Annotated in this window: 23 protein-coding genes and 1 tRNA gene; 15 read left to right on the plus strand and 9 right to left on the minus strand. The window is 62.5% G+C overall.

The genetic code is table 11. From position 1 onward, the window contains the following. Positions 1-4: 4 nt before the first annotated feature. From EP837_RS01530 to EP837_RS01540, 3 genes are read left to right on the plus strand one after another with little or no spacing between them, the layout of a single operon-like run. The gene (locus tag EP837_RS01530) at positions 5-349 is read left to right on the plus strand and encodes a DUF3147 family protein (RefSeq protein WP_066528490.1); all 345 of its coding nucleotides are present in this window, start codon (positions 5-7) and stop codon (positions 347-349) included. A 12-nt stretch (positions 350-361) separates the two neighbouring features. After that, a complete protein-coding gene (gene aguB / locus EP837_RS01535; RefSeq protein ID WP_066523912.1) occupies positions 362-1,210 on the plus strand; it encodes an N-carbamoylputrescine amidase in 849 nt (282 codons plus the stop codon). A gap of 19 nt (positions 1,211-1,229) precedes the next feature. Beyond that, positions 1,230-1,520, plus strand: coding sequence for a putative quinol monooxygenase (locus tag EP837_RS01540; RefSeq protein WP_066523914.1), 291 nt, complete (start codon positions 1,230-1,232; stop codon positions 1,518-1,520). Here EP837_RS01540 and EP837_RS01545 read toward each other — a convergent pair. Next, positions 1,505-2,188 (minus strand): uracil-DNA glycosylase, encoded by a 684-nt coding sequence (locus EP837_RS01545; RefSeq protein WP_066523915.1) that lies wholly within the window; start codon positions 2,186-2,188, stop codon positions 1,505-1,507. The genes EP837_RS01540 and EP837_RS01545 overlap by 16 nt on opposite strands. A 23-nt stretch (positions 2,189-2,211) precedes the next feature. On the opposite strand from EP837_RS01545, the gene folK reads away from it, so the two are divergent. Further along, positions 2,212-2,724 carry a 2-amino-4-hydroxy-6-hydroxymethyldihydropteridine diphosphokinase gene (gene folK, locus EP837_RS01550; RefSeq protein WP_066523917.1) on the plus strand — a complete coding sequence of 171 codons (513 nt, stop codon included), beginning with the start codon at positions 2,212-2,214 and terminating at the stop codon, positions 2,722-2,724. A gap of 44 nt (positions 2,725-2,768) precedes the next feature. Then, positions 2,769-2,844 (plus strand) — tRNA-Lys (locus EP837_RS01555). Between the two features lie 32 nt (positions 2,845-2,876). On the opposite strand, the gene EP837_RS01560 is transcribed toward EP837_RS01555, so the two are convergent. From EP837_RS01560 to EP837_RS01570, 3 genes are all read right to left on the minus strand, one after another. Beyond that, positions 2,877-4,049, minus strand: a complete 1,173-nt coding sequence (locus EP837_RS01560; RefSeq protein ID WP_066523918.1) for an acetyl-CoA C-acetyltransferase — start codon at positions 4,047-4,049, stop codon at positions 2,877-2,879. Positions 4,050-4,063: 14 nt separating this feature from the next. Then, entirely contained in the window at positions 4,064-4,732 is a 669-nt protein-coding gene (gene npdG, locus EP837_RS01565; protein ID WP_066523920.1) for an NADPH-dependent F420 reductase, read from the minus strand. Positions 4,733-4,793: 61 nt separating this feature from the next. Then, positions 4,794-5,513 (minus strand): TetR/AcrR family transcriptional regulator, encoded by a 720-nt coding sequence (locus EP837_RS01570; protein ID WP_066528492.1) that lies wholly within the window; start codon positions 5,511-5,513, stop codon positions 4,794-4,796. A gap of 96 nt (positions 5,514-5,609) precedes the next feature. On the opposite strand from EP837_RS01570, the gene EP837_RS01575 reads away from it, so the two are divergent. The 10 genes from EP837_RS01575 to EP837_RS01620 are packed head-to-tail and all read left to right on the plus strand — an operon-like array spanning position 5,610 to position 18,370. Continuing rightward, a complete protein-coding gene (locus EP837_RS01575) occupies positions 5,610-6,632 on the plus strand; it encodes a phosphotransferase family protein (protein ID WP_066523922.1) in 1,023 nt (340 codons plus the stop codon). Between the two features lie 21 nt (positions 6,633-6,653). Then, a complete protein-coding gene (locus EP837_RS01580) occupies positions 6,654-7,394 on the plus strand; it encodes an SDR family NAD(P)-dependent oxidoreductase (protein WP_066523924.1) in 741 nt (246 codons plus the stop codon). Positions 7,395-7,417: 23 nt separating this feature from the next. Further along, positions 7,418-8,644, plus strand: coding sequence for an acyl-CoA dehydrogenase family protein (locus EP837_RS01585; RefSeq protein ID WP_066523926.1), 1,227 nt, complete (start codon positions 7,418-7,420; stop codon positions 8,642-8,644). 32 nt (positions 8,645-8,676) lie between these two features. Then, positions 8,677-10,032 carry an MFS transporter gene (locus EP837_RS01590; protein ID WP_066528496.1) on the plus strand — a complete coding sequence of 452 codons (1,356 nt, stop codon included), beginning with the start codon at positions 8,677-8,679 and terminating at the stop codon, positions 10,030-10,032. After that, positions 10,023-11,558, plus strand: coding sequence for an AMP-binding protein (locus EP837_RS01595; RefSeq protein ID WP_066523928.1), 1,536 nt, complete (start codon positions 10,023-10,025; stop codon positions 11,556-11,558). Before EP837_RS01590 ends, EP837_RS01595 begins: the two co-directional genes overlap by 10 nt. Positions 11,559-11,564: 6 nt before the next feature. Next, positions 11,565-13,646: a PQQ-dependent dehydrogenase, methanol/ethanol family gene (locus EP837_RS01600; RefSeq protein WP_066523930.1), complete on the plus strand. Its 2,082-nt coding sequence runs from the start codon at positions 11,565-11,567 to the stop codon at positions 13,644-13,646. Then, positions 13,633-15,708 (plus strand): 3-hydroxyacyl-CoA dehydrogenase NAD-binding domain-containing protein, encoded by a 2,076-nt coding sequence (locus EP837_RS01605; protein ID WP_066523932.1) that lies wholly within the window; start codon positions 13,633-13,635, stop codon positions 15,706-15,708. The genes EP837_RS01600 and EP837_RS01605 overlap by 14 nt, the downstream gene beginning before the upstream one ends. Beyond that, complete coding sequence (locus tag EP837_RS01610; RefSeq protein WP_225870562.1) at positions 15,705-16,856, plus strand: thiolase family protein; 1,152 nt, start codon at positions 15,705-15,707, stop codon at positions 16,854-16,856. Before EP837_RS01605 ends, EP837_RS01610 begins: the two co-directional genes overlap by 4 nt. 3 nt (positions 16,857-16,859) lie before the next feature. Next, on the plus strand, positions 16,860-17,291 hold the full coding sequence (locus EP837_RS01615) for a Zn-ribbon domain-containing OB-fold protein (protein ID WP_066523934.1): 432 nt from the start codon (positions 16,860-16,862) through the stop codon (positions 17,289-17,291). 41 nt (positions 17,292-17,332) lie between these two features. After that, on the plus strand, positions 17,333-18,370 hold the full coding sequence (locus tag EP837_RS01620; protein WP_066523935.1) for an SMP-30/gluconolactonase/LRE family protein: 1,038 nt from the start codon (positions 17,333-17,335) through the stop codon (positions 18,368-18,370). A gap of 9 nt (positions 18,371-18,379) precedes the next feature. Here EP837_RS01620 and EP837_RS01625 read toward each other — a convergent pair whose 3' ends face one another. From EP837_RS01625 to EP837_RS01645, 5 genes are all read right to left on the minus strand, one after another. Continuing rightward, complete coding sequence (locus tag EP837_RS01625) at positions 18,380-19,360, minus strand: NADPH:quinone oxidoreductase family protein (RefSeq protein ID WP_066523937.1); 981 nt, start codon at positions 19,358-19,360, stop codon at positions 18,380-18,382. 3 nt (positions 19,361-19,363) lie between these two features. Beyond that, positions 19,364-20,005, minus strand: coding sequence for a nuclear transport factor 2 family protein (locus EP837_RS01630; protein ID WP_066523939.1), 642 nt, complete (start codon positions 20,003-20,005; stop codon positions 19,364-19,366). A 2-nt stretch (positions 20,006-20,007) separates the two neighbouring features. Next, the gene (locus EP837_RS01635) at positions 20,008-21,015 is read right to left on the minus strand and encodes an LLM class flavin-dependent oxidoreductase (RefSeq protein ID WP_066523940.1); all 1,008 of its coding nucleotides are present in this window, start codon (positions 21,013-21,015) and stop codon (positions 20,008-20,010) included. Between the two features lie 32 nt (positions 21,016-21,047). Further along, complete coding sequence (locus tag EP837_RS01640) at positions 21,048-23,444, minus strand: CaiB/BaiF CoA-transferase family protein (protein WP_066523942.1); 2,397 nt, start codon at positions 23,442-23,444, stop codon at positions 21,048-21,050. A gap of 148 nt (positions 23,445-23,592) precedes the next feature. Beyond that, entirely contained in the window at positions 23,593-24,249 is a 657-nt protein-coding gene (locus EP837_RS01645) for a flavin reductase family protein (protein ID WP_066523945.1), read from the minus strand. Positions 24,250-24,260 lie beyond the last annotated feature (11 nt).

Genomic DNA, 24,260 nt, shown 5'->3' on the forward strand with positions numbered 1-24,260 from the left:
CGGGATGCTGGCGCTACGAGCGCTACTGTCGGGCATCATCATCGCCATCGTGTCCGTCGTGTCGCGGCGTTATCCGGCTTTGGGTGCGTTGATAGCATCGCTGCCGCTCATCTCTGTCCTAGGCATGATCTGGTTATGGAATGACCGGCCCGATGCCGAGAATATGGCGCGGCATGCGGAGGCGACCTTCTACTATGTCCTCCCCTCGCTCCCTATGTTCTTGCTGATCCCGGCACTGCTGCGGAAGGGTATTTCCTTCCCGGCAGCGCTTATCACAGGTTGCGTGGCGACGATCCTGCTCTATCTCGCGATGGTCGCCATAGCCGCCCGCATGGGCATTCGCCTCTAGGACTTAAAGGATATGACCAAAGTCACCGTTGCCGCGCTCCAGCTGGCCTTTTCCCAGGACATGGGAAACAATATCGCCATGGTCGCGGACCATGTGGTCAAGGCTGCGGCACGGGGTGCGAAGATCGTCCTGCCGCCCGAATTGTTCGAAGGCCCCTATTTCTGCAAGGTCGAGGACGAAGGTCTCTTCGCCAACGCCCAGCCCTTGGCGGAGCATCCCGCCGTGCAGGAAATGCGCAAGGTGGCGAAGGCGGAACGGGTATATATTCCCACCAGCTTCTTCGAGCGCGATGGTCAGCATCATTATAATTCGCTCGCCATGATCGATGATGAAGGCGAGATCATGGGGGTCTATCGCAAGAGCCACATTCCCGACGGTCCGGGCTATGAGGAAAAATATTATTTCCGCCCCGGCAACAGCGGCTTCAAGGTTTGGGACACCAGCTATGGCACGATCGGCGTCGGCATCTGCTGGGATCAATGGTATCCGGAAGCAGCGCGCGTAATGGCGCTCATGGGTGCGGAGCTGCTCTTCTACCCAACTGCGATCGGATCAGAGCCTTATGACGCGGATCTGGACACAAGCCGGATGTGGCGGCGCGCGATGCTCGGCCATGCGGTGAGCAACTGCATGCCCGTTATCGCCGCAAACCGCATCGGGGAAGAAGAGGGCCAAAAATTCTACGGCCACAGCTTCATATCGGACGAATGGGGCGATTTCGCTGCAGAAGCTGACGCCAAGGATAATGGCGCATTGGTCGCAACGCTGGATCTGGCTCAGGCGCGCAAGCACCGGGCGGGCATGGGCTTCTTCCGCGATCGTCGGCCGGAGCTTTACGCACGGATCGCACAGGATATCTAATAAAAGGGAGAGAGAAGCTATGACGGTTGCCCGCCATTATGTGATGCATGCCAAGGACGCGGATGGAGCCGCGTTGGACAACGCTTTGCGCGCTATCGCCGACGCTGTTCGTCCGCTGCCCGGATGCGAAGGGGTTGAGATGCTCCGAGACTTGGCGAACGAACGGCGCTTCATCTTCATCGAGCGTTGGACCGATGTGGATGCGCACAAAGCTGCAGGCGCCTTGCTGGATAAGAGCGTGATTAAGGCGATGATGGCCGCGCTCGATGGGCCGCCGGAAGGCGCCTATCTGGACTATCTGCTGCGCTGATCGGGCGCAGCGTCCATCTCCAACAACTCCGCCGCTCTTTCAAAGACGGCGGAGAACATCTCCTCCGTCAGCCGACCCGTCATCATGTTCCGTTTGGAACAGTGATAGCTGTCCAGGACTATCTTGCCGCTAGGCACTCGATGCTCTGCGAGATGGGCGAAGCGCGCCTTTGGCAGCTTCCCGCCCAACACCTTCACCACCGACTGGTGGGCAATTTCTCCCAGCGCGATGAATATCTGCGCATTGGGTAGTGCCGCGACCGCCGATTTCAGGAAAAGGCGGCAGTTGTGCGCCTCTTGCGGCAGCGGCTTGTTCTGCGGCGGAAGGCATTTGACGGCGTTCAGGATGATAACGCCCCGCAACTCCAACTTATCGTCCGCGCGGCGCTCATAGGTTCCGTTCGTCAGCCCGAACTTGCCCAGCGTCGAGAAAAGCAGGTCACCCGCAAAGTCGCCGGTAAAGGCTCGGCCGGTGCGATTAGCTCCTTCTTTGCCGGGCGCGAGGCCCACCACGACAAGCCGCGCATCTGGATCGCCGAACGCCGGCACTGGCGCATTCCACCAGTCGGGATGCTCCGCCCGGCATGTCTCGCGCAATGCGGCGAGGCGCGGACAAAGAGGGCAGTCCAGCGGTGCCTCCGCATGCGGGATTGGGCTTTGCAGCGTCATGTCCAGCGGTTAGGCCCTGTTAGATGCCCAAGACAAGCCTTCATCATCTTTATGCGCTCGCGCTTGGGTCCAACCGCCCTCTTTCCGCAAAAAGACCGCCCGCAAGCCTGCTGCGAGAGGCCATCGGCGGGATCGCGGCACTCGGCACGATCTTCGCCACTGCTCCGGTCATCCCAACAGCGCCGCTCGGCCCTTCCCTGCGGCGGTTCGCCAACGGCGCGGTGCTGTTGGAAAGCTCACTAAATCCAAGTGAGATGCTAAGCGCACTCCAACAAATAGAAGACCGGCTGGGCAGGCGTCGCCATCGCCGCTGGGGCGCACGCAGCATCGACATCGACATCATCCTCTGGTCCGGCGGACGCTGGGACAGCCGCACGCTGCACATTCCCCATTCAGCCTTCCGCAGCCGTGACTTCGTCCTATTGCCGCTCCTCACCATCGCGCCCAAGTGGCGCGATCCGGTTTCCGGGCTTTCCATCCGGCATCTTGACGCGAGGTTGCGAAAAGCGACGCCTTTGCTGCGTCCTAGAGGTTGACCAGACGCATCACGGCCTCTAGTGCGTGCGGACCTCGCTCGTGGGGGCCCTTAGCTCAGTCGGTAGAGCAACTGACTTTTAATCAGTAGGTCGCTGGTTCGAATCCAGCAGGGCTCACCACCTTCCCCAAAGAGCCGCCGCAGCCGAGAGGCTCAGAGCCTCTCGACGATCGTTACGTTGGCCATGCCGCCCGCTTCACACATGGTCTGGAGACCAAAGCGGGCTTTCCGGTCGTGCAACGCGCTGACGAGTGTCGCCATCAACTTTGCGCCTGATCCGCCGAGCGGATGACCGAGCGCGATCGCTCCCCCATGTACGTTGAGGCGCGCCGCATCGGCATCCAGCGCCTGCGTCCAGGCCAGCGGCACCGGAGCGAAGGCTTCGTTCACCTCATATAGATCGATGTCGCCGATCTTCATCCCTGCGCGGTCGAGCGCCCGGTGGGTCGCGGGGATCGGCGCTTCCAGCATGATCACTGGGTCATGGCCGATGACGGTCATGTGGTGAATGCGCGCGAGCGGGGTTAGACCTAAGGTCTTGAGCCCTCTCTCATTCACCACCAGCAGCGCAGCGGCGCCATCGCAGATTTGGCTGGCGTTGGCGGCTGAGATCACTCCGTCATCGGCCAGCAGCTTGACGCTGATAATCTTTTCCAGGCTCGCGTCGAAGCGGATACCTTCATCCGTCGCGTGTATGATGGTCTCGCCTTCAGGCGTCACAACCTCCAGCGGGATGATCTCCGCATCGAATTTGCCGGCCTGGGTCGCGGCGGCGGCGCGGCGATGGCTTTCCAACGCGTAGGCGTCCAGCGTCTCTCTGTTCAGGCCATATTTCTTCGCCAGCAATTCCGCCCCGCCAAACTGGCTGAACGGCGTCTGCGGATAGCGATCTTCGATGCCAGGGCTGCGATAGGTGCCGTAGCCATGCTTGGCGGCGAGCGTCCAGGGCAAGCCCATGGGCACCCGCGTCATGCTTTCGACGCCCGCAGCGATCACCACATCCTGCACGCCCGCCATGACCGTGGCCGCTGCGAAGTGAAGCGCCTGTTGCGAAGATCCGCATTGCCGATCCACGTGGGTGCCCGGAATGGATTCGGGCAGGCCGGAGGCAAGCACCGCGTTGCGAGCAATGTTCGCCCCCTGCTCGCCCGCTGGGCAGGCGCAGCCCATGATGACATCCTCTATCGCCGCCGGATCGATGTCGGCGCGATCAACGAGCGCCGCCAGAACCTTACCAGCAAGATCGGCGGGATGCACGCCGGCCAGCCGGCCGCCACGCTTTCCACCCGCGCTACGTCCGAGAGCGGCGATATAGGCTTCAGCCATGTCTTTCTCCTAAGTCAGACACCCGTGATACGGATACCGGATCCGGGCACCTTATATTTGCGATTGAGGGCGATAAGGACGGAGGTCAGCCCTTCGGCGACCACCGAGTTGCAAAGCGGCCCGGCGTTCCAGGCCCGCAAGCCGATTTCCTGCGCCAGCGCCACCACCTGATCGGCGGCTTCGGCATCGTCAGCGCAGACGAGCACGTCGCATTCTACTTCCTCGTCCAACTTGGTGAGGTGATGGGCACTGATATTCTGGAAGGCCGACACGACGCGCACGCCGTCGCCCAGCATCTTCTGCACCGCTTCCACGGCCGAACCGCCATTGGGCAGTTGCACCCGGCTGACCTTGGGCGGCATCAACGGAACGGTGACGTCGATCAGGATTTTGCCGGAAAGCGCGCTTTCGACATCCTTCACGGTGGATTGCTGCGCCGCATAGGGCACGGCCAGGACGACGATCTCCGCCTGTGCCGCCGCGTCGGGATTGGCCGCGCCGGTCACGCTGTTCCCGCCCAGCACCTCGTTCATCTGTGCAGCGGCTTCCTGCGCGCGCTCCGCGGTACGGCTGCCGATGATCACCTTGTGCCCCTTATGCGCCCAGCGCAGAGCGAGCCCGCCGCCTTCCTTGCCGGTCCCTCCGAGTACGGCGATCGTCGCCACTTGTTCATTCTGCGTCACGCATGCTCTCCTGTTTCATTAGGGTGCGCTTCGAAGGCGCCATACCCTGCCCTGCCCTGCCTCAGCCTACCGGCCCCGGCCGTCCCGGGAGCCCGCCGTCCGGCTTGTCGATGCTTTGCAGCATCTCCGGCGGCAGGTCCGCGGGGGCATCCAGTAGCGCCACAAGCGTCTGGAGGAAATGCTCAAGGCTCGCCTCGCTGCCCCACATCGGGTGATTGCGGCTGTGGTCGGCGAGCGCACGCTGCCGTGCCGACAGGACAGCGCTGATATAGGCGCCCATGAAGATGAAACGCTGGTTCTGCAGCACGGGCGGCATATGCGGCATCAATCGGCGCAGATGATCGAGGCAGCGGCCATAGGCGCGGTTCCATGCGGGATCGAGCGCGTCGAGCATCATGTCGCGATGGGTCATGGCGAAGATGACGATGAACTGGACATAATGCTCATCGGGCAGGGCAAGGACGGGTTTGATCAGAATCTCGACCACGTCACGGATGCCATGGGGTCCTCCCTGCGCCTCCAGCGCATCGAGCGCAGCGTTGCGCTCCCGCTCCAGAGCTACCGCGCCGTCCATGACGATCGCCCGGACCAGCGCTTCCTTCGATCCGAAATAATAGCCCACAGCTCCGTGATTCTTCTGGCCAGCGGCTGCCGATATCTCGCGAACGGTCACGCCATCGACCCCTCGCTCCGCGAACAGCTGCAAAGCCACTTTCTTGAGCTGCTCGGCAGCAGGGGCGCGCTGGGCTTCATCATTTCTAGCAAGTTGAAGTCTGACCATGGGTGCATTTTTCTCATTGCCAAGAGCGTTCGTCAAGTGCATTATCCAATTGATCTAATCGGCGGCCAAACAGTCGAGAATAGCGAGGATGCCTAAGTGGAATCGGCAGTGGACATGGAGTCGCTGACGGCGTGGATGACGGATCGGGGGCTCGGCAGCGGGCCGCTGACCGGCGTGGCCACGCTTGCCGGAGGGACGCAGAACATCCTGCTGCGCTTCACCCGCGATGGCCGCGATTATGTGTTCCGCCGTCCTCCGCTCCATCCCCGGCCGAACAGCAATGAGACGATGCGGAGGGAAGCGCGGGTGCTGCGCGCACTGGCGGGAACGCCAGTCCCGCATCCCGGCCTTATCACCAATTGCGATGACGAAAGCGTGCTGGGCGTCGCCTTCTATCTGATGGAGCCGGTCGAGGGCTTCAATCCGGTGGGCCAGTTGCCCGAGCCTCATGCCAGTTCAGCGGAGATGCGCCATGCCATGGGGCTGGCCCTGGTGGACGGGATCGCCGCCCTTGGTGCGCTCGATCATGAAGCGCTGGGCCTGGCGGATTTTGGAAAGCCCGCCAATTTCCTGGCCCGGCAGGTTGATCGCTGGCGCTCGCAGCTTGGCGGCTATCGAGAGTTTGAAGGCTGGACGGGACCGGATGCGCTGCCTTCCGTAGCTGCGGTCGGCGCTTGGCTTGAGCGTCATCGGCCTGAACGCTTCACACCGGGCATCATGCATGGCGACTATCATCTCGCCAATGTCATGTACCGACCGGACGGTGCGGAACTGGCAGCGATCATCGATTGGGAGTTGGCGACGATCGGCGATCCGCTGCTTGACCTTGGATGGGTGTTGGCGACCTGGCCCGACGGCAAGTCCGAAAGCACCGTATCGGTAAAGCCGTGGGACGGCTTTCCCAGCGCCGAAGAGCTGGTGGCGCGTTACGCGTCCAAGTCCGACCGCGATCTTTCGGCGATCGACTGGTATCATGTGCTGGCCTGCTACAAGCTCGGCATCCTGCTGGAGGGCACATATGCCCGCGCCTGCGCCGGAAAAGCGCCGCGTGACACGGGCGATAAGCTTCATGGCCGGGCCGTCCATCTGTTCGAACGCGCCGAAGCGCTGATCCGCTGACATGCTGGGAAGGACTTTCCTTTGATCAACGAACTCGACTTCACCGGAAAGACCGTTCTGGTGGCCGGCGGATCGAGCGGCATCGGCAATGGCATGGCGCAAGCCTTCCGCCAGCGCGGCGCGCAGGTCCATGTCTGGGGCACGCGAGCCAGCGCGGCGGACTATGCGGGCGACGAAGGCTGCGACCTGGAGGGCCTAGGCTATAGTCAGGTGGATGTGAGCGATGCGGCGGCCATTGCGGCGGCTCCGGTGCCTTTCGAAAAGCTTGACGTCCTGATCCATTCGCAGGGGGCCGTGCTCTACCGGCGGCAGGAGTTCGAGGCTGAAGGCTGGAACAAGGTGATGGCGGTCAATCTCGACTCCATCCTCCACATCTCCAACCTCTGCCGCGAAGCCTTGGCCGCAGCAAGAGGGACCATCATCGCTGTCAGTTCAATCGGCGCGTTCAAGGCGACCTTCGGCAATCCAGCCTATGCGGCGTCGAAGGCAGGCGCTGTCAATCTGGTCCGCGCGCTGGCGATCGCCTGGGCCGGCGACGGCATCCGCGTCAACGGCATCGCCCCCAGTCTGGTCGATACCAAGATGACCAAGGTCACCATGGACAATGACGAGCGCAGAGAACGCGCGCTGGCCAAGATTCCGCTGGGCCGCTTTGGCTCCGTTGAGGAAATGGCAGGGGTCGCGCTGTTCCTGGCCTCTCCCCTCTCCGGCTATATTTGCGGGCAGACGCTGATCGTCGATGGCGGTCTCACGCTCACCTGAAATTATCCAAAAAGGATCATCCGATGGATTTCGAATATTCCGACAAGGTGAAGGCGCTGAGGGTGCGGCTCATCGATTTCATGGACGCATATGTCTATCCGATCGAAAGGGAGCGCGATCATTTCCACCATGATCCGGCCAATTTGTGGAAGCGCTGGCCGGGCACGGAGGAGATCAAGGCGAAGGCTAAGCAAGCGGGTCTGTGGAACCTGTTCCTCCCGCATGAATATGGCGAGTGGAGCCCCGGCCTAACCAATCTGGAATATGCGCCGCTGGCCGAGATCATGGGCCGGGTGATCGGATCGTCCGAATATTTCAACTGCTCTGCGCCAGACACCGGCAATATGGAGTTGCTCGCCAAATATGGCACTCCCGAGCAGCAGGAACAGTGGCTAAAGCCGCTGCTGGATGGCGCCATCCGCTCCTCCTATGCGATGACGGAGCCGGGGGTCGCTTCGTCCGACGCCACGAACCTCGAAACCACGGTCATCGCCGATGGCGACGATTACGTCATCAACGGCCGCAAATGGTGGATATCGGGCGCACTCGATCCCAATACCAAGCTGTTCATCCTGATCGGCCGGACGCCCAATGATGGTCCGCGCCACAGGCAACATTCGCAAATCATCATCCCCGCCGATACACCTGGGATTGAAATCATCCGCCCCCTCGACGTTCTGAATGCGGTGCATTCGCCCGGGGGGCATGCTGAGATGGTGTTCAAAGATGTGCGCGTCCCAAAGCAAAACCTGATCCTCGGCGAAGGGCGCGGCTTCGAAATCGCGCAAGGCCGCTTGGGGCCGGGACGTATCCATCACTGCATGCGCCTCATCGGGCAAGCGCAGCGGGCGCTCGAATATATGGCGCGGCGGGTGGAAAGCCGCGTGGCGTTCGGGCGGAAGCTGGCGGATCAGGGGAGCATCCGGCAGGACATCGCCCTCTCCTTCTGCGAGATCGAGCAGGCTCGGTTGCTAACGCTGAAAGCCGCCGACGCGATGGACCGCTATGGCAACAAGGTCGCCAAGGACCTGATCGCCGCGATCAAGATCGTGGCGCCGCGCATGACCCAGACGGTCGCTGACCGGGCCATGCAGGTCTTTGGCGGCATCGGCATGTCGAGCGACTTCCCGCCCGCAGCCGCCTTCATGAACGCACGCTACCTACGCTTCGCGGATGGCCCAGACGAAGTGCACATGGCGCAGTTGGGCAAGCTCAAGATCGCAGAACTCAACGAACTGCCGGTGCGCTGAATTAGCCGGAGAGGCGAGGAAGGATCATGCTGATGACCGCGCAGAGCGCAGCCAGAGACATTCCGGCCATCGACAGTCAGGCCGGTCCCCACCTGGGCAGCGCCTGGTGGATGGTGGCGGTGCTGTTCGGCCTTTATGTGCTGAGCTGGGTCGATCGGCTTATCGTGTCGATGCTGGTGACGCCGATCAAGGCGCATCTGCTGCTGTCCGATGTGCAGATCAGCATGATCACCTCAACCTCCTTCGCCATATTCTATGCCATTTTCGGCTTGCCCCTGGGATGGGCGGCGGATCGTTTTTCCCGGCGCTGGATCATCTTCGGCGGGGTTGTGGTTTGGGGCATCGCCACCACGGCCTGCGGCTTTGCCGAGAGCTATGAGGCGCTGCTGATAGGACGCATCTTCGTGGGGATCGGAGAAGCAGCACTGCTGCCCGCTGCCTATTCGCTGATCGCCGACGCGTTCCCGTCGCGTCTGCTGACCCGCGCCACATCGACCTTCCAGACGGCGGGGAAGGTCGGATCGGCCACCGCCTTCGCCTTGGGGGGCGTCGCCATCGCCTTCGCTACGGCCAACAGCGGCATCCACATTCCCTTCCATGGCCCGGCACAACCCTGGCAGCTGGTCATGATGATGGTCGGCGTCCCCGGCATATTGCTGGCGCTATTGCTGTTCACCTTTCCCGATCCGGGCCGCCGCCGGACGCCAGGCACGACGACCGAACAGCAGAAGGGTGAGATCAGGGCCTTCGTGAGTCAGAACTGGAAGCTGCTCGGCTTGATGCTCATCGGCACTTCCTGCCTCGCCATGTGCGGCTATTCCATGACCAACTGGGTGCCCGCCTATATCGAGCGGCATTTCGGGTGGAAGCCGGTGCAATATGGCTTTGCCTTGAGCCTGATGAACATCGTGTCAGCGGTCTCGCTGGTGGTGAATGGCTGGATCGTGGACAAACTGTTCGCCCGCGGGATGAAGGACGCGCATCTGCGCTTTTATGGCTGGCTGATCCTCGGCTTCCTGCCGGTGGTCGCCTATATGTTCTTCGCCACCAATCCCTATGTCTTCCTGGCCTGCTACTGCGTGGCGCAGTTCATCACCGTGCCCTTCATGGTCTATGTTTCGTCGGTGATGGGGCTGATCGCGCCTGCGACGATCCGGTCGCGAATGCTGGCCTCCTTCCTGTTCGTCTTCACCATTCTCGGTCAGGGCGCCGGTCCCGCTATCGTCGCCGCACTGACTGAATATGTGTTCCACGATGAAGGAGCGCTTGGTCAGTCTCTGGCGATCGTGGTCACGGTGAGTTCCATTCTCGCCCTCATCTCCTTCCGTGCGGCGCTGAGATATCTCGCGCCCGCCATCGCCTCCCGAAAGGATCTTTCATGTCTCTGACCATAGGCGGGGTCGATCCCGCGCGCCGTGATCAGTTCGCCCTAATGGATGAACGGGTGAGCTATGACTGGCATCAGTTGGATGAGTTGCTCAATCGCACCGCTAATGCTCTGAACGGACTAGACCTGACGGAGCGCCGGGTCGCCGTGTTCGCGCCCAACAGCGCGGAGACCGTAATCGCCTATGTCGCCTGCCTGGAGGCGGGCATTTCGAGTGTCCCTGTAAGCTTTCACCTGACCCCTTCGGAGGCCGCCTATATCCTGAAGGATAGCGGCGCGGTTGCACTGTTCGTCGGGCCAGAGACGCTGGAGGCGGGTTTTGCCGCAGCCACCGAAGCTGGCGTTCACACCGTCATCGGCTGGCGCTGCCCCGATCGGGAGGGCGTCATCCATTGGGAGGACTGGATCGCCGCAGCCTCGACGGAGGAGCCGGACCATGACGTGCCGCCGCTGCCGCACCTTCACTACACCTCCGGCACCACAGGGCGGCCCAAGGCGACCGAGACGCCGCCGCAATATTTCCCGCGCGTCGCCACGGTAAAGGCTCTGGCTGAAGCGATCCGCCCCCGCATCACTCCTTCGCCCGGCATCGCCGTTGGGCCACTTTATCATACCGGCCCTCTCGGCATGGCGCGCAATGTCTTTGGCGGCATGAGCCTAATCACTGTCGAGCATTTCGATCCTGAAAAGACCCTCGCGCTGATCGAGAAGCACAAGGTTGCAGGATCGGTGATGGTGCCGACCCATTTCCAGCGGATGCTGGCGCTGCCGGAGGAAGTGCGCGCCAAATATGATGTGTCGAGCATCCAGCGCTTGGCGCACACCGGCGCGGCCTGTCCTCGAGCGGTCAAGCAGGCGATGATCGACTGGTTCGGTCCGGTGCTCGTAGAGGCTTATGGTGGCACCGAAGCCGGATCGACGACGTTCATCACCTCACAGGAATGGCTGGAACGGCCCGGCTCAGTAGGCAAGGCGCTCGCCCCTTTTGAAACTGTGATCTACGGAGAAGATGGGCAGGTCCTAGGGCCGAAAGAAGTCGGGCAGGTCTATTTCCGCGACACCAGCGGCCATGGCATCATCTATCGCGGTGACCCGGAAAAGACAGCCGCCGCCCATATCGCGCCGGGCATCTTCACGCTGGGCGAGATGGGCTATGTCGATGAGGAGGGCTATCTCTACATCACCGATCGCGTGTCCGATATGATCGTGAGTGGCGGGGTGAATATCTACCCCGCCGAGTCCGAGCATGTGCTGCTGCGCCATCCCAAGGTGGCGGATATTGCCGTGGTAGCCGCTCCCAACGCAGAAATGGGCGAGGAAGCCCGCGCGCTGGTCATTCCGAAAGACCCGAGCGATCCGCCCACAGCCGATGAACTCAACGCCTTCTGCCGCGCCTCGCTCGCCAGCTATAAATGCCCGCGCAGCTACGAGATGGTCGATGACATCGGCCGCACCGTCATGGGCAAGGTCAACAAGAAGGCGCTGCGTCAGCGCTTCTGGCCCTCTGACCGGACCATCGGAGGCTAAGGATCAGTGCGCTTTGCCCTGCCTCTTTTGCTCCTACTGCTCGCCGCCTGCACGCCTTCCGGAGAAGCCCGGCGCGATGGCAGTGACTGGCCGGGGTATGGCGGGATCGACGAAAACCATTACAGCCCGCTGACAGAGATCAACGAGGGCAATGTCGAGAAGCTGAAGCTCACCTGGTATCATGACATCAGCGGCGGCGGGTCGAGCCTATCTGCCCCGATCGCCGTCAATGGCATCCTATATTATGCCTCAGGCTACAGCGTCATTCACGCGCTGGACGCCTCGACCGGGCGGGAACTGTGGACCTATGACCCGCAAAGCTGGAAGGTCGCCGGGCAGAAGATGCGCGCCGCCTGGGGCATCAGAGGCATCGCCTATGACAACGGCATGGTCTTTACCGGGACCATCGACGGGCGGCTGATCGCCATCAATGCGAAGTCCGGCCACCCTGTCTGGACCGCCCAGACCATCGGCAAGGATGACGAGCGCTATGTCACCGGAGCGCCCTGGGTGTTCAAGGGCAAGGTCATCATCGGCCATGGCGGCGCGGACTTTGCGCCAGTCCGGGGCTATGTGACCGCCTATGACCAGCGGACGGGCAAGCAACTCTGGCGCTTCTACACCGTGCCGGGCAACCCGAAGCTGGGCTTTGAGAACAAGGCGATGGCGATGGCCGCCAAGACCTGGACCGGCCAATGGTGGAAATATGGCGGCGGCGGGACGGCCTGGAACGCCATGGCCTATGACCCCAAATATAATCGCATCTATATTGGTATCGGCAACGGCACCCCATGGAACCAGAAGATCCGATCCCCAGGCGGCGGGGACAATCTGTTCCTCTGTTCCATCGTCGCGCTGGACGCCGATACGGGCGGATATGTCTGGCACTATCAGACCAATCCCGGCGAGACATGGGACTTCAACAGCGCGATGGATATCGAGCTGGCCCGGCTCAAGATCGGCGGAAAAGAGCGCGATGTCCTGATGCACGCGCCGAAGAATGGCTTTTTCTACGTCATCGATCGCGCGACGGGAAAGCTGATCTCCGCGCGCAATATCGTGCCGGTCAACTGGGCGAGCGGCATCGATATCAAGAGCGGACGGCCGATCGAGAACCCTGCCGCACGCTATCCGGGCGGCAAGGCGGCGGTCGTTTATCCCTCCCCCTTCGGCGCGCATAATATTGAGGCGATGTCGTTCAATCCGGGGACGGGCCTCGTCTATATCCCCACCATGGATCAAGGCCGCGTCTATATCGATCCGGCCGAACCGCTGAAGGGCTGGAAGCACCTGAACGGCCAGCGCATCAGTGTCGGCACCGGCCCAGCGCCTGCCGGTGTGACCCCCGACCGCTCCGCAACCAGCTTCCTCCTCGCCTGGAACCCGGTCACGCAAAGCGAGGCTTGGCGCGTGCCCATGCCCGGCCTGCGCGGCGGCGGTGGCACCGCGACTACGGCCGGCAACCTTCTGTTTCAGGGCAGTGCCGCGGGTAAGTTCGTCGCTTATGCAGCGAAGAGCGGCAAGCCGCTCTGGTCCTTCGACGCGCAAACGGCGGTGATGGCGCAGCCGATCACTTACAAGGCGCGCGGTAAGCAATATGTGACCGTAATCGCGGGATCACGTTTTCCCAGCGCCATCGGCCTGCCGCGCGAATGGAACTATCGCGCGCAGCAATGGCGAGTGCTGACCTTCTCGCTTGACGGCAAGGCCAGCCTGCCATCGGCTCAGCCAGTCGATACGCCCGTGATCGACATGCCCGATTTCAGCGTGGATCCCGCCAAAGTCGCGACAGGTGCGACCGTCTTCGGCCAGCGCTGCTCCATCTGCCATGGCGCTAACGCGGTGTCAGGCGGCATGGCCCCGGACCTGCTCCAGTCAGGCGTGCCGCTGGACACCGCCAGCTTCAAGGACGTGCTGCACAAAGGCATCCTGCGCGAACGGGGCATGCCGCGCTTTGAAGAACTGACTGCGCAAGAGATCGCCGGTCTCCAACATTATTTCCGCCAACGCGCGCGTGAGGTGCTGGCTGCGCAAGCCGCAGCCAAACCGGGCGCCCAGACACATAGAGGCTTGAATGAAGGTCAATGACGTCGTCACCTATGAGGTGGAAGGCCCCATCGCAGTCATCACGGTCAACTCGCCGCCGGTGAACGCACTTTCCAACGCTGTGCGGCAGGGTGTCGCAGACGCCGTGCAAACCGCGATTGGCGACAGTGCGGTCGGCGCGATGGTGCTGATCTGCGACGGGCGCACCTTCTTTGCTGGGGCGGAGATCAGCGAACTCGGGAAACCGCAGGTCGAACCGTCGCTGCGGAACCTCCAATTGATCGTGGAGAATGCGACGAAGCCGGTCATAGCCGCAATGCACGGCACCGCGCTCGGCGGCGGTTTGGAACTGGCGTTGGTCGCGCATTACCGCATCGCCGTCCCGTCCGCCAAAATGGGCCTTCCGGAAATCAAGTTGGGCCTGCTGCCCGGTGCGGGCGGCACCCAAAGGCTGCCGCGCGTCATCGGCATAGCCAAGGCGCTTGATCTTATCCTTTCCGGTGATCCTGTGTCTGCGACGTCGGCGAAGGCAATGGGGCTCATCGACGAACTCGCCACGGAGGGCAATCTGCGCGCGGACGCCTTGACGCTCGCCTGTCGCGTGCTGGAAGAAAAGCGGCCGCTCCTGAAGGTCCGCGACCGTGCCGACAAGCTGGACGAAGCGCGCGGCAAGCCCGAAATCTTCGCAGAAATCCGCCAGGCCAACGCCAAGAAATTCCGCGGATACAAAGCGCCTGAAAACATCGTCCGCGCCGTCGAGGCGACCCTGGAGCTACCCTTCGACCAGGGCATGGTCCGCGAACGTGAACTGTTCAACGAACTGGAAAAGGATAGCCAGTCGGCCGCCCAACGACACGTCTTCTTCGCTGAGCGGCTCGCGGCCAAGGTTAGCGGCATACCAAGCGACACCGCAGCGCTCCCAATCAAGAAAGTAGGCGTTATCGGCGCGGGCACCATGGGCGGCGGCATTGCGATGAACTTCGCCAATGCAGGCATACCCGTCACCATCGTAGAAACCAGCCAGGAAGCGTTGGAACGCGGCCTGCGCATCATTCGCGGCAATTATGAAACCACCGCGAAGAAGGGCAAGATGAAGCCCGAAGATGTCGATACGCGCATGGGTCTGCTGACCGGCTCCGTGGCGATGGGGGACCTGGCCGACTGCGACCTCATCATCGAGGCGGTGTTCGAAAATCTCGACGTCAAGCGCGAGGTGTTCGCCAGGCTCGACAGGATCGCCAAGCCCGGTGCGATCCTGGCGACCAACACCAGCTATCTCGACATTGACGATATCGCCGCCGCCACCCAGCGGCCGGAGAGCGTCGTCGGCCTGCACTTCTTCTCGCCCGCCAATGTGATGAAGCTGCTGGAGGTCGTCCGCACCAAGGACACGAAGCCCGAAATCACCGTCACCGCCATGAAGCTTGCCAAGACCATCGGCAAGATCGGCGTGCTGGTCGGCAATGGCTTCGGCTTTGTCGGCAACCGCATCCTTGCGGCGCGGAACACGCAAGCCGACCGGCTGGTGCTGGAGGGCGCGACGCCCTGGGCGGTGGACAAGGTGCTGTATGATTTCGGCTTTGCCATGGGGCATTTCCAGATGCGCGATCTGGTCGGCCTCGACGTCGGCTGGAACCGGGAGGCGACCAGTTCCGCCAATGTGCGGGAAATCCTCAACGAAATGGGCCGCCATGGGCAGAAAACGAAGGGCGGCTATTATGACTATGACGAGAACCGCAAGCAGACCCCCTCGCCCGTCGCCATGCAGGTCATCGAGGATTTCGCCGTCGAACAGGGCATTGCCCGGCGCGCGGTGAGCGATGAGGAAATCCACGACCGCATCCTCTTCGCCATGGTGAATGAGGGCGCGCGCATTCTCGATGAAGGCATCGCCTCGCGGGCGTCGGACATCGATATCGTCTGGGTCACGGGCTATGGCTGGCCGAAATATCGCGGCGGCCCGATGTTCTGGGCGGATTTGCAGGGGCTACCCGTCGTCCTGGAAAAGCTGAAGACGCTCGAAGCCGCCCATGGCGAGGCGTTCAAGCCCTCCCCGCTGATCGAGCGGCTGGTGGCGCAAGGCAAGGGATTCAAGGACGCATGATACAGGGCAACCGCATCGCCATCACCGGGGTCGGCGAAACCCCTTTCCTCCGTAAAGGCGAGGAAGGGGTCATGAAGATGATGACCCGCGCCAGCCTCGCGGCCATTGCCGATGCGGGCCTCAGCCCTAAGGACATCGACGGCTATGTCTCCAATAAGTATGCGGGCCATGGGTCGGACGAGGTCGCCTTTGCCATCGGCGCGGGGGAAAAGCGTTTCTGCGCCACAACCGACAGCGTGGGCGGCACGGCGACGTCGGGCCAAGCACTGCAACTGGCGCAGATGGCGATCGAGGCGGGTTTGGCGCGGCATGTGCTGGTGCCCTATGCGATCCAGTCGACCAAGCCGGGCGGCGTCTATGCCTTCCACGCGCGTGAGCCGCAAAAGGCCGGAATCGAAATGCCCGTCGGCTTCTTCGGCCAGCCCACCTATTTCGCGACCATGGCGAACCGCTATGCCCATGACTACGGCATGACGGAGGAGGAGCAGGCCGCCATTCCGATGACCTATCGGGCCTGGGCGGTCCTGACGCCGAGTGCGCAGCGGCGCGATCCGATGGATTTGGCAGGCTATCGCCAGTCGCCCATGATCTCGACGCCTTTGCGGGCAGCGGACTGCTGCCTCACCACCGATGGTGGCGGCGCCTATGTGGTCAGCGCGATCGAGGAAGCGCGCGACATGCCGCATCCGGTTGTGGCGGTGCAGGGGCTCGGGCTGGGCTTCAACAATTGGCCGCAGGGGGTGCTGTTCACCCAGACACCCTGCACCTACCACTTCCCCGGCGAGGTGTCGGCGAAGCTCGCCTACACCATGGCGGGCTGCGATCCCAAGGATTTGGACTTGGCGCAAATCTATGACGGCTTCACCATCTCCGCGCTGGTGCAGACCGAGATGCTAGGCCTTTGCGAACGGGGCGAAGGGCCGCGCTTCTATGCGGCGGGCCATGGTATGCCCGGCGGACGGATGCCGATCAACACCAGCGGCGGGCATATGTCGGGCGGCTATGTGCCGGGCATGAACCTGCTGATCGAAGCGGTGCGGCAATTGCGCGGGCGGGAAGGCGAGCGGCAGGTGCCGAACGCGCGCCTCTGCGCCGTCGCGGGCCTTGGCGGCAACAACCATTCCACCACCATATTGGCGCGGAGCTGATCCATGGGCATTCCGATATATCCTCCCAAGATCGAGGACCCGCTGTTCCAGGGCTATTATGACGGGTTGGAAGCGGGCGAACTGCGCATCACCGCCGATCCCGAGACGGGCGAGTGGGTATGGTATCCGCCCGAGGTCATCCCCGGAAAGCCCGACACCGTGCTGGAATGGCGCCCGGTTTCGTCGGAGGGCAGCGCCTATAGCTTCACGACCGTGATCCGCAGCCTGCTGCCCGGCGATCACAAGGCGGAAGTGCCTTTCACCGTGGTCCTCTTCGAGTCGGACAACGCGCCGGGCGTGCGCGTGCCGGGTATCCTGATCGATGCCGAGGGGATTAAGCCTCACTGTGGCATGCGCTTGCGTTTTCAGGCGGTTCAGGCGGGGGATCACAAGATCGCCGGCTTCGCGCCGGTTGCCCCGGAAGCCGTGCGATGAATGATCATGTACGAACGGGATGGAGGGAGACCATATTACCCATGGTCGGTCGGCGAGACCTGCTCTTGGGCGGTGCCGCCATGATGCTCTCCGGTTGCGCGCAAGGGACCAGGCCCGGCCGACCAACCGCGCCCGAGCCGCTAAGCCTGTCCGATTTCACGCTGGCTCGGGGCAATCTGGACGCGCCTGAGGGGATAGCGAGCAGTCCCGATGGCCGCCTGTTCGTATCCAACGGCGGTGGCGCGATCGGCATATTGGAACCGGACGGCACTCTCCGCCAGATCGGCAAGCCCCTCGCCCCCAATGGCGTGGCGGTGGACCGCGAAGGCCGCATCATCGTCGCCAATATGGGCCTGCTCAACAAAGGGCCGGGACCATTGCAGCGGATCGATGTTACGACCGGTACGGTTGAAACGCTGGTGTCGGAACTCGAAGGGCGGCAACTGGTCGCCTCCAATGGTCCGGCCACAACCCGCGACGGCGACATCTATTGCTCTCACAGCAGCTGGGGCCCAATCGGCAATATTGGTACAACCACGCCTGCCGGGTTCATCTACAGGGTCTCGCCGAACGGCACAGCTTCGATCGTCGCCCGCAATCTGCGCGGCGTTAACGGCATCTGTCTCGATCGGGACGAGCGCCATGTCTATGCTTCGCTGACTGCGGAAGGACGCATCCGACGCTGGCTGCGGCAGGCGGATGGATCGCTCACTGATCCGCAGGATTACGGCCCGCAACTGGGCACCGTGATCCCCGACCATCAGGCCAGGGACATTCGCGCCATGCCGACCGCAGAGCGCGCGAACCTTGGCTATTGCGACGGCATCGCCTTCGATCAAGCGGGGAACCTCTGGGTCACCCTGCCCTTCGCCAACCGCATCGCCGCTATCACGCCGGACGGGCAAAACGTCGATATCGTCCATGATCCAGAGGGCAAGATCCTCTCCAGCCCGACCAATCTCTGCTGGGGCGGTGCGGACCTGCGCGACCTCTATGTCGTCTCCCGGGCGAGTGGTATGGTGGTGAAGGCCCGGACGGATGTGAAGGGCCTACCGCTGGCGAACTGGCCCAGCGATTGAGCAGGGGCTTTAGGCAGCGACCTCGATCACAATCTTGCCCTGGACCTTCCGATCCATCATCCAGCGGATCGCCTCCCGGCTTTCCTCAAACGGAAAATGCTTGCTGACTTCGGGCCGCAATCCGCCCTCCGCATACCAGGCGTAAAGCTGCGCCATATTCTCCGCATGAATCTCCGGCTCCCGGCGGCTGTGCATGCCCCAGGTCACTCCCACGATGGAGGCCGTCTTCACCAACGGCAGGTTGAGAGGAATCGCCGGGATCGTCCCTGCCGCAAAGCCCACCACCAGATAGCGGCCATCCCAGCCCATCGTGCGGAATGCGGGCTCAGCCAATGCGCCGCCCACAGGATCGAAAATCACATCGACGCCGCGATCCCCGGTCAACGCCTTCACCGCCTGCTTGAGGTCCGTTTCACTATAATTGACCGCCTGATCCGCTCCATGCGCTCGAGCCAAGGCCAGCTTTTCGTCCGTTGAAGCAGCCGCGATCACATGCGCGCCGATCATCTTGCCGACCTCGACGGCAGCAAGGCCAACTCCGCCCGCCGCGCCGAGCACCAGCAATGTCTCGCCCGGCCGCAACCGTCCACGCTGGCGCAGGCCATGCAGCGCGGTCGCATAGACCATCGTGAATCCTGCCGCGACGTCGAACCCCATGTCGTCGGGGATCACAGTCGTCCGGAAAGCAGGCGCAGTCGCATATTCGGCGAAAGCGCCTTCGAAGGGGATCGTCGCGACCCTGTCCCCCACGCGAAGTCCGGTGACGCCCTCCCCCACCGCGTCCACGACGCCTGCCGCTTCACTCCCTGGAATGAAGGGCAACGGCGGTTGCCGCTGATAAAGGTTCTGGATCATCAATGCGTCAGGGAAGTTGACGCTCGCCGCCCTCACCCGAAAGCGTACCTCACCCGGCCCGGGCTCCGGCACCGCAACATCGCGGAACTGCAACTCTTCCGGCGGCCCATGATGCTCGCACATCAAAGCGCGCATGGGTCAGCCCCCCAGAAACTGTTGGCGCATCTTATAATAATCGTCGCTGGGATATTTCTCGCTGTGCTGCCCGGCAGGCCACTGCGCATAGGTGGTTTCGGACGGGAAGGCAGGCGAGGTATAATCCGAAAGCCCTCGCCGCCGGATGATCTTCCACTCGCCGTTGCGCCGCTCCAGATCGTCCAGATATCGCCCTTGGAAGAACACATCTTCCTCTCCCGTGCCGTCCTTCCGTTGACGCCGATGCTGCGCGAAATAATAGCATTCGGAAAATGCCTTGTTGCCCCTCACCTCAACCGACACATTCGAGATGTGGTGGCAGGCATATTTGAGGCCCGAGATGATCTTGAACGCGAAGGCCGCGAAGTCCGAAGATTTGCCCTCGAACTTCCCATGCTTATGCGTTGATTCCGGCCAGAAGAGTGACCGCAGCAACGCCTCGTCGGCCCGGTCATTGGCCCGCGCATAGGCATAGAGCAGCTCTGTAATCGCCTGCTTGGACTCGATCACGTCCAAACGATCGGCCACGCTGCCCGCCGGCCTGCCTCTGCCCTGTACGCCCCCTGCCGAAGCCTGGCTCGCCGCCAAGCCGAAAGGAACCGCCAGCAGCGCTGCCAGCGTCCCGCGACGATTGCTTTCCTCCATGCTCACTCTCCCGGATTTTCCAGCAGCCCCGGCTCGGCCCTCAGCCTCGGCAGAACTTCCTTTTCGAATAGGCGCAAACTCCGCCAGGAGACTTCCGGATCAAGCCCGCCGAGCAGCGCATGGAAGGTCACAGCCGTACCCCCGCCAAGCTCCTTCAGATATGCGAAGCATTCATCCGGCCTCATCACCTTAATATTGGGCATGGCCTTCAGGCCCTCGACCGTCTCCGCCGCACTGTAGCGGGTCTGCCCGGTGCCACGCTCCTTGGCCCATTCCGCATAAGTGTTGGTCGCATAGGCGATATGCGGCGCGACCAGAGGCCAGTCGCGATCGGGATCATCCGACACATAAAGGAAGCTCGCTGCAGGCTTGCGCAATTCCTCCGGCGGTCCGAAGCCCGCGTTCGCCCGCTCCTCCTTGTAAAGCGTAAACAGGTCGGGGTGACCCGGGAAATATTGATAACCGCCCTTGGCGGCGCGGATCGCAGACTTGTCGGTCGATCCGCCCATGTAGATCTTGGGTCCATCTGGCGTCGCAGGGGCCGGCGTCACTCGCACGGTTCGCCCGCGAAACTCGAATGGCTCGCCGGTCCATGCGCTCTTCAACGTCGCCATCGCCTCATTCATGATGGCGAGCCGCTTGGTGATGTCGCGATCGAACATCTCGAACTCATGCGGGCGATAGCCCATGCCCGCCGTCAGCCAAATCCGTCCCGGCGCGATATTGTCCAGCACCGCCAAATCTTCCGCCAACCGCAGCGGATCGTGCATGGTCACCACCAGTGCCGACAGATGCGCCACGATCTTCTCGGTCGCCCCAAGAATAGAGGCCGCCTGAACCATCGAGGAAGGGCAATATCCCCCTTCAGCACCATGATGTTCCGCCAGAAAAACCTGCGTGAAGCCCAGCTTGTCGGCCCATTTCGCCTGCTCGATCGCGGTGCGGTAGAGCACCGGATGCGGCGCCCCAAAATCGGGCCGGTTCATGTCGTAGCGAAGGTTCAGTTGCACCTTCCGGTTCCTCTCTTGTCTCTTATATCTGGTCAGGCCGCCGAAACACGCGACTGGATGCGACCCGTGATGTCCGCCGCCTGCATCGCCTTCTTGCTTTCGATCAGCGCATCTATCTGTTCTTCACCATAGCCTGCCTCGCGCAGCACCTGCCGCGTATGCTCGCCCAGGCGCGGCGCTGATCCCTTCGCGAAGCTCGGCGTGAGGCTGAAATGCATGAAGCTGCCGAACTGGCGGACATGGCCATACATGGAATCGAAATTCTCAATCACCCGGTTGCTGGCGACCGCCCAATCCTCCCACAAAGCCTCGCGGACCCAGCTCGTCTCCCGCGCGATTTCGCAAGGCGCGCCCGCCGCATCGAGAAGGGCGAAAGCTTCCTCGCTACTCTTTTGCGCGAAGAAGGGTTTCAGCGCTTCCATCAGCGCCGCATCATTGGCGGATCGGTCGCGCGCCGCGGCGAAACGCGGATCGCTCAGCCATTCCTCACGTCCCACAGCCTTGGCCAGCGCGACGAAACGCTCCTCCTGGCGGCAACTGATGCACAACCAGCCATCGGTGGTCCGATAAATCCGGTCGAGCGCGTTGAACCCCGCCTGGTCCTTGTCGAGCCGGAAGCCGTAAACAACCTTCTTGTCGGCATCGAGGAAATGCTCCGAGGTTGTCCACAGGCTCGAATGCAGCTGCGGAATCTCGATATAATCTCCCTTCCCACTGATCGCGCGATGCTCCAGCCCCATGAGGATGCCGGCAGCGCCCAGGAAGCCGTTATTATAATCCTCATTGCCAAACACGGCGCGGGTCGGCGGATTGCCCTCCCCCCCGCCTTCGTACAGCAAGCCTGTCCAACCGGACACGAGCGGCGCGAAGCTCTTCAGCAGCGACTTGGGGCCCTTGGAGCCATAGCCGGGGAGATAGACGTAGAGCAGGCGCGGATTGATCTTCGAAAGCGCCTCATAGCCGATGCCGAGCTTGTCCGCTTTGCCGGGGCGCAGATTATGCGTGACCACGTCGGCCTCCGCGACCAGTCTTAGCGCCGCCTCCAGCGCCTCGGGGTCTTTGAGGTTGAGGACGATGTCGCGTTTTCCCCGCTGGGCCGCATCGAAACAGTCGGGCAGCGGCCGCATCTGGTCGCCTCCGGGCGTCTCCACCTTGATGACGTCCGCGCCCAGATCGGACAGCAGCCGCCCGCCATAACCGACCGCGAAGAAGGAGGAGAAATCGATGACCTTGATCCCCTCCAATGGCCGCTCCAAAGGCTTGCCGTCCGCGGCAAGCGCAGCCCGCCGCCGCCCGATCAACTCGCCAAGCGCGCCATTGTCCGCGCCCACCGCTGGAGCCGGACGCGGCGCGGCCGTCGGCGTATTGGCCATGCGCACAGCAGGCGCGGCCTGGTAGATCGTCCCGAAGTCGGGATCGGGCAACGCAACCCGCTGCCCGACAAACTCCACCTGCTCGTCCAGCAGCACTTCGGCCGGTTCCAGCACCGGCAGCGCCGCCACATCCGCCGCTTGGAACAGCTTGATCCACTCTGCGCGCGTCTTGGTCTTGAACGCCTCGAATATCTCGACGCGAGCGATATTATATTCGTCGTCGGTCAGCGGCACGGACATTTCGGGCGCCGTCACGCGCTGCACCCGGTCGCCAAAGCCCAGCAGGTCCATCGCGGCCTTGAAACCGCCTTGCCCGCCAGTGTGCATCTGCAGATAAAGACCGTCGCCACACTCGAACATGCCGGTGACAAGCCGGGTGCGCCCAAAGCGGTCGACCGCGCCCGAGTCCCCTGCCTTGATGTAACTGATCCCCTCTTCCTGCCACCAATTGTTCATCGGCGACTGAGCGATCATGGCATCAAGCAGCGAGGCTTCCACCCGCTGCCCCTTGCCGATATGCCGCCGCGCCCGCACCGCAGCCAGCGCCCCGATCACGCTCAGGAATGCCTGGCCATAATGCAGCGCCGGATGCCCAAGATAGACGGGGCCCGGCCGGAAGGAACTGGACCGGTCGATCATCGTGCCCAGCCGCGCCGCCGCCAGCGATTCTCCATAAGGCCGGTCCGCGAAGGGCGTATCGGCGCCATAAGCCGTCAAAGCGCAGACGACGAGTTCGGGAAAGTCGCGCTCCAGCGCCTCGCGATCCAGACCCAACGCCGCTGCATCCTTCTCCTCCAGCGCATGGATGAAGATGTCCGCCCCGCCCAGCAGCCCCCGCAGCGATTGAAGGTCCGCTGCATCGCCTACGTCCAGTTCAACGCTGCGCTTGGACCGGTCCCAACTTTTGCGCGTTAAATCATGAGCGAACCAGTTGCCGCCCTTAGGCTCGACCTTCACCACCTCTGCGCCATGATCGGCGAACAGCATGGCGGCGATGGCGACGGGCATCTGCTCCGCCAGTTCGATGACGGTCAGATGATCCAGGGGACCGGGCATCTATTCTCTCCTAAGGCGGTCGGCACCGCCCCTTATCTATACGGATATTATCTGCCGCACTCTCCGGCACAGGCCGCGAAAAATGCTCAGGGGTATAAAAACACCAGTTCAACCCAAGCGCAAGTAATTTTGCACTACGGGTTTGATTTCATTCCGCAGCCTTGGTCCGCCCGCCCGCCTGCCGCGACGGATCGTAGCGCGGCCGCTCCATCTGAAAACTGTCGCTGTTGCGGACATACCATCCGCTGCCATGGGTGCGGCCGATCAATTTCATCGCGGGGGTATCGAAGTAGACGCGCTCCCGATCGCTAATGAATTCATCCTTGATGTGAGCCATCAAGATTTCCCCGATCACCACAGTCTGGAACGATCCGATGTCGAGCGCCGTGACCTTGCGACATTCGAAACTCACAGGGCTGGTCGCGATACGTGGCGGCTTAACAACAACGCTGGGGGCTGTTTCGACGCCCGCATAGTCGATCTCGCTCACCTCGGCGGGCGCATCGACGCTGCACAGGTTCATGACCTCCGCATCCGCTTCGCACACCAGGTTCACGACAAACTCACCCGTCGCGATGATGTTGCTGGCGGTATTCTTCAGGCCCCGCGAAGCAGGTTCCTTGAGCAGTCCCAGCACCACCAACGGCGGTTCCGTGCCCACGCAATTGAAGAAGCTGTAAGGGGCGGCATTGATGATGCCGTCCTGCGACTGGCTGGTGATCCAGGCGATGGGGCGCGGCGTGATCGTCGAATTGACGATCTTGTAACGGGTGACCATCGGCACCTCACGCATGTCGAACTGCATGGATAGCCTCC

This window comes from Sphingobium sp. EP60837 (assembly GCF_001658005.1).
In the GTDB taxonomy this organism is placed as follows: Bacteria; Pseudomonadota; Alphaproteobacteria; order Sphingomonadales; family Sphingomonadaceae; genus Sphingobium; species Sphingobium tyrosinilyticum.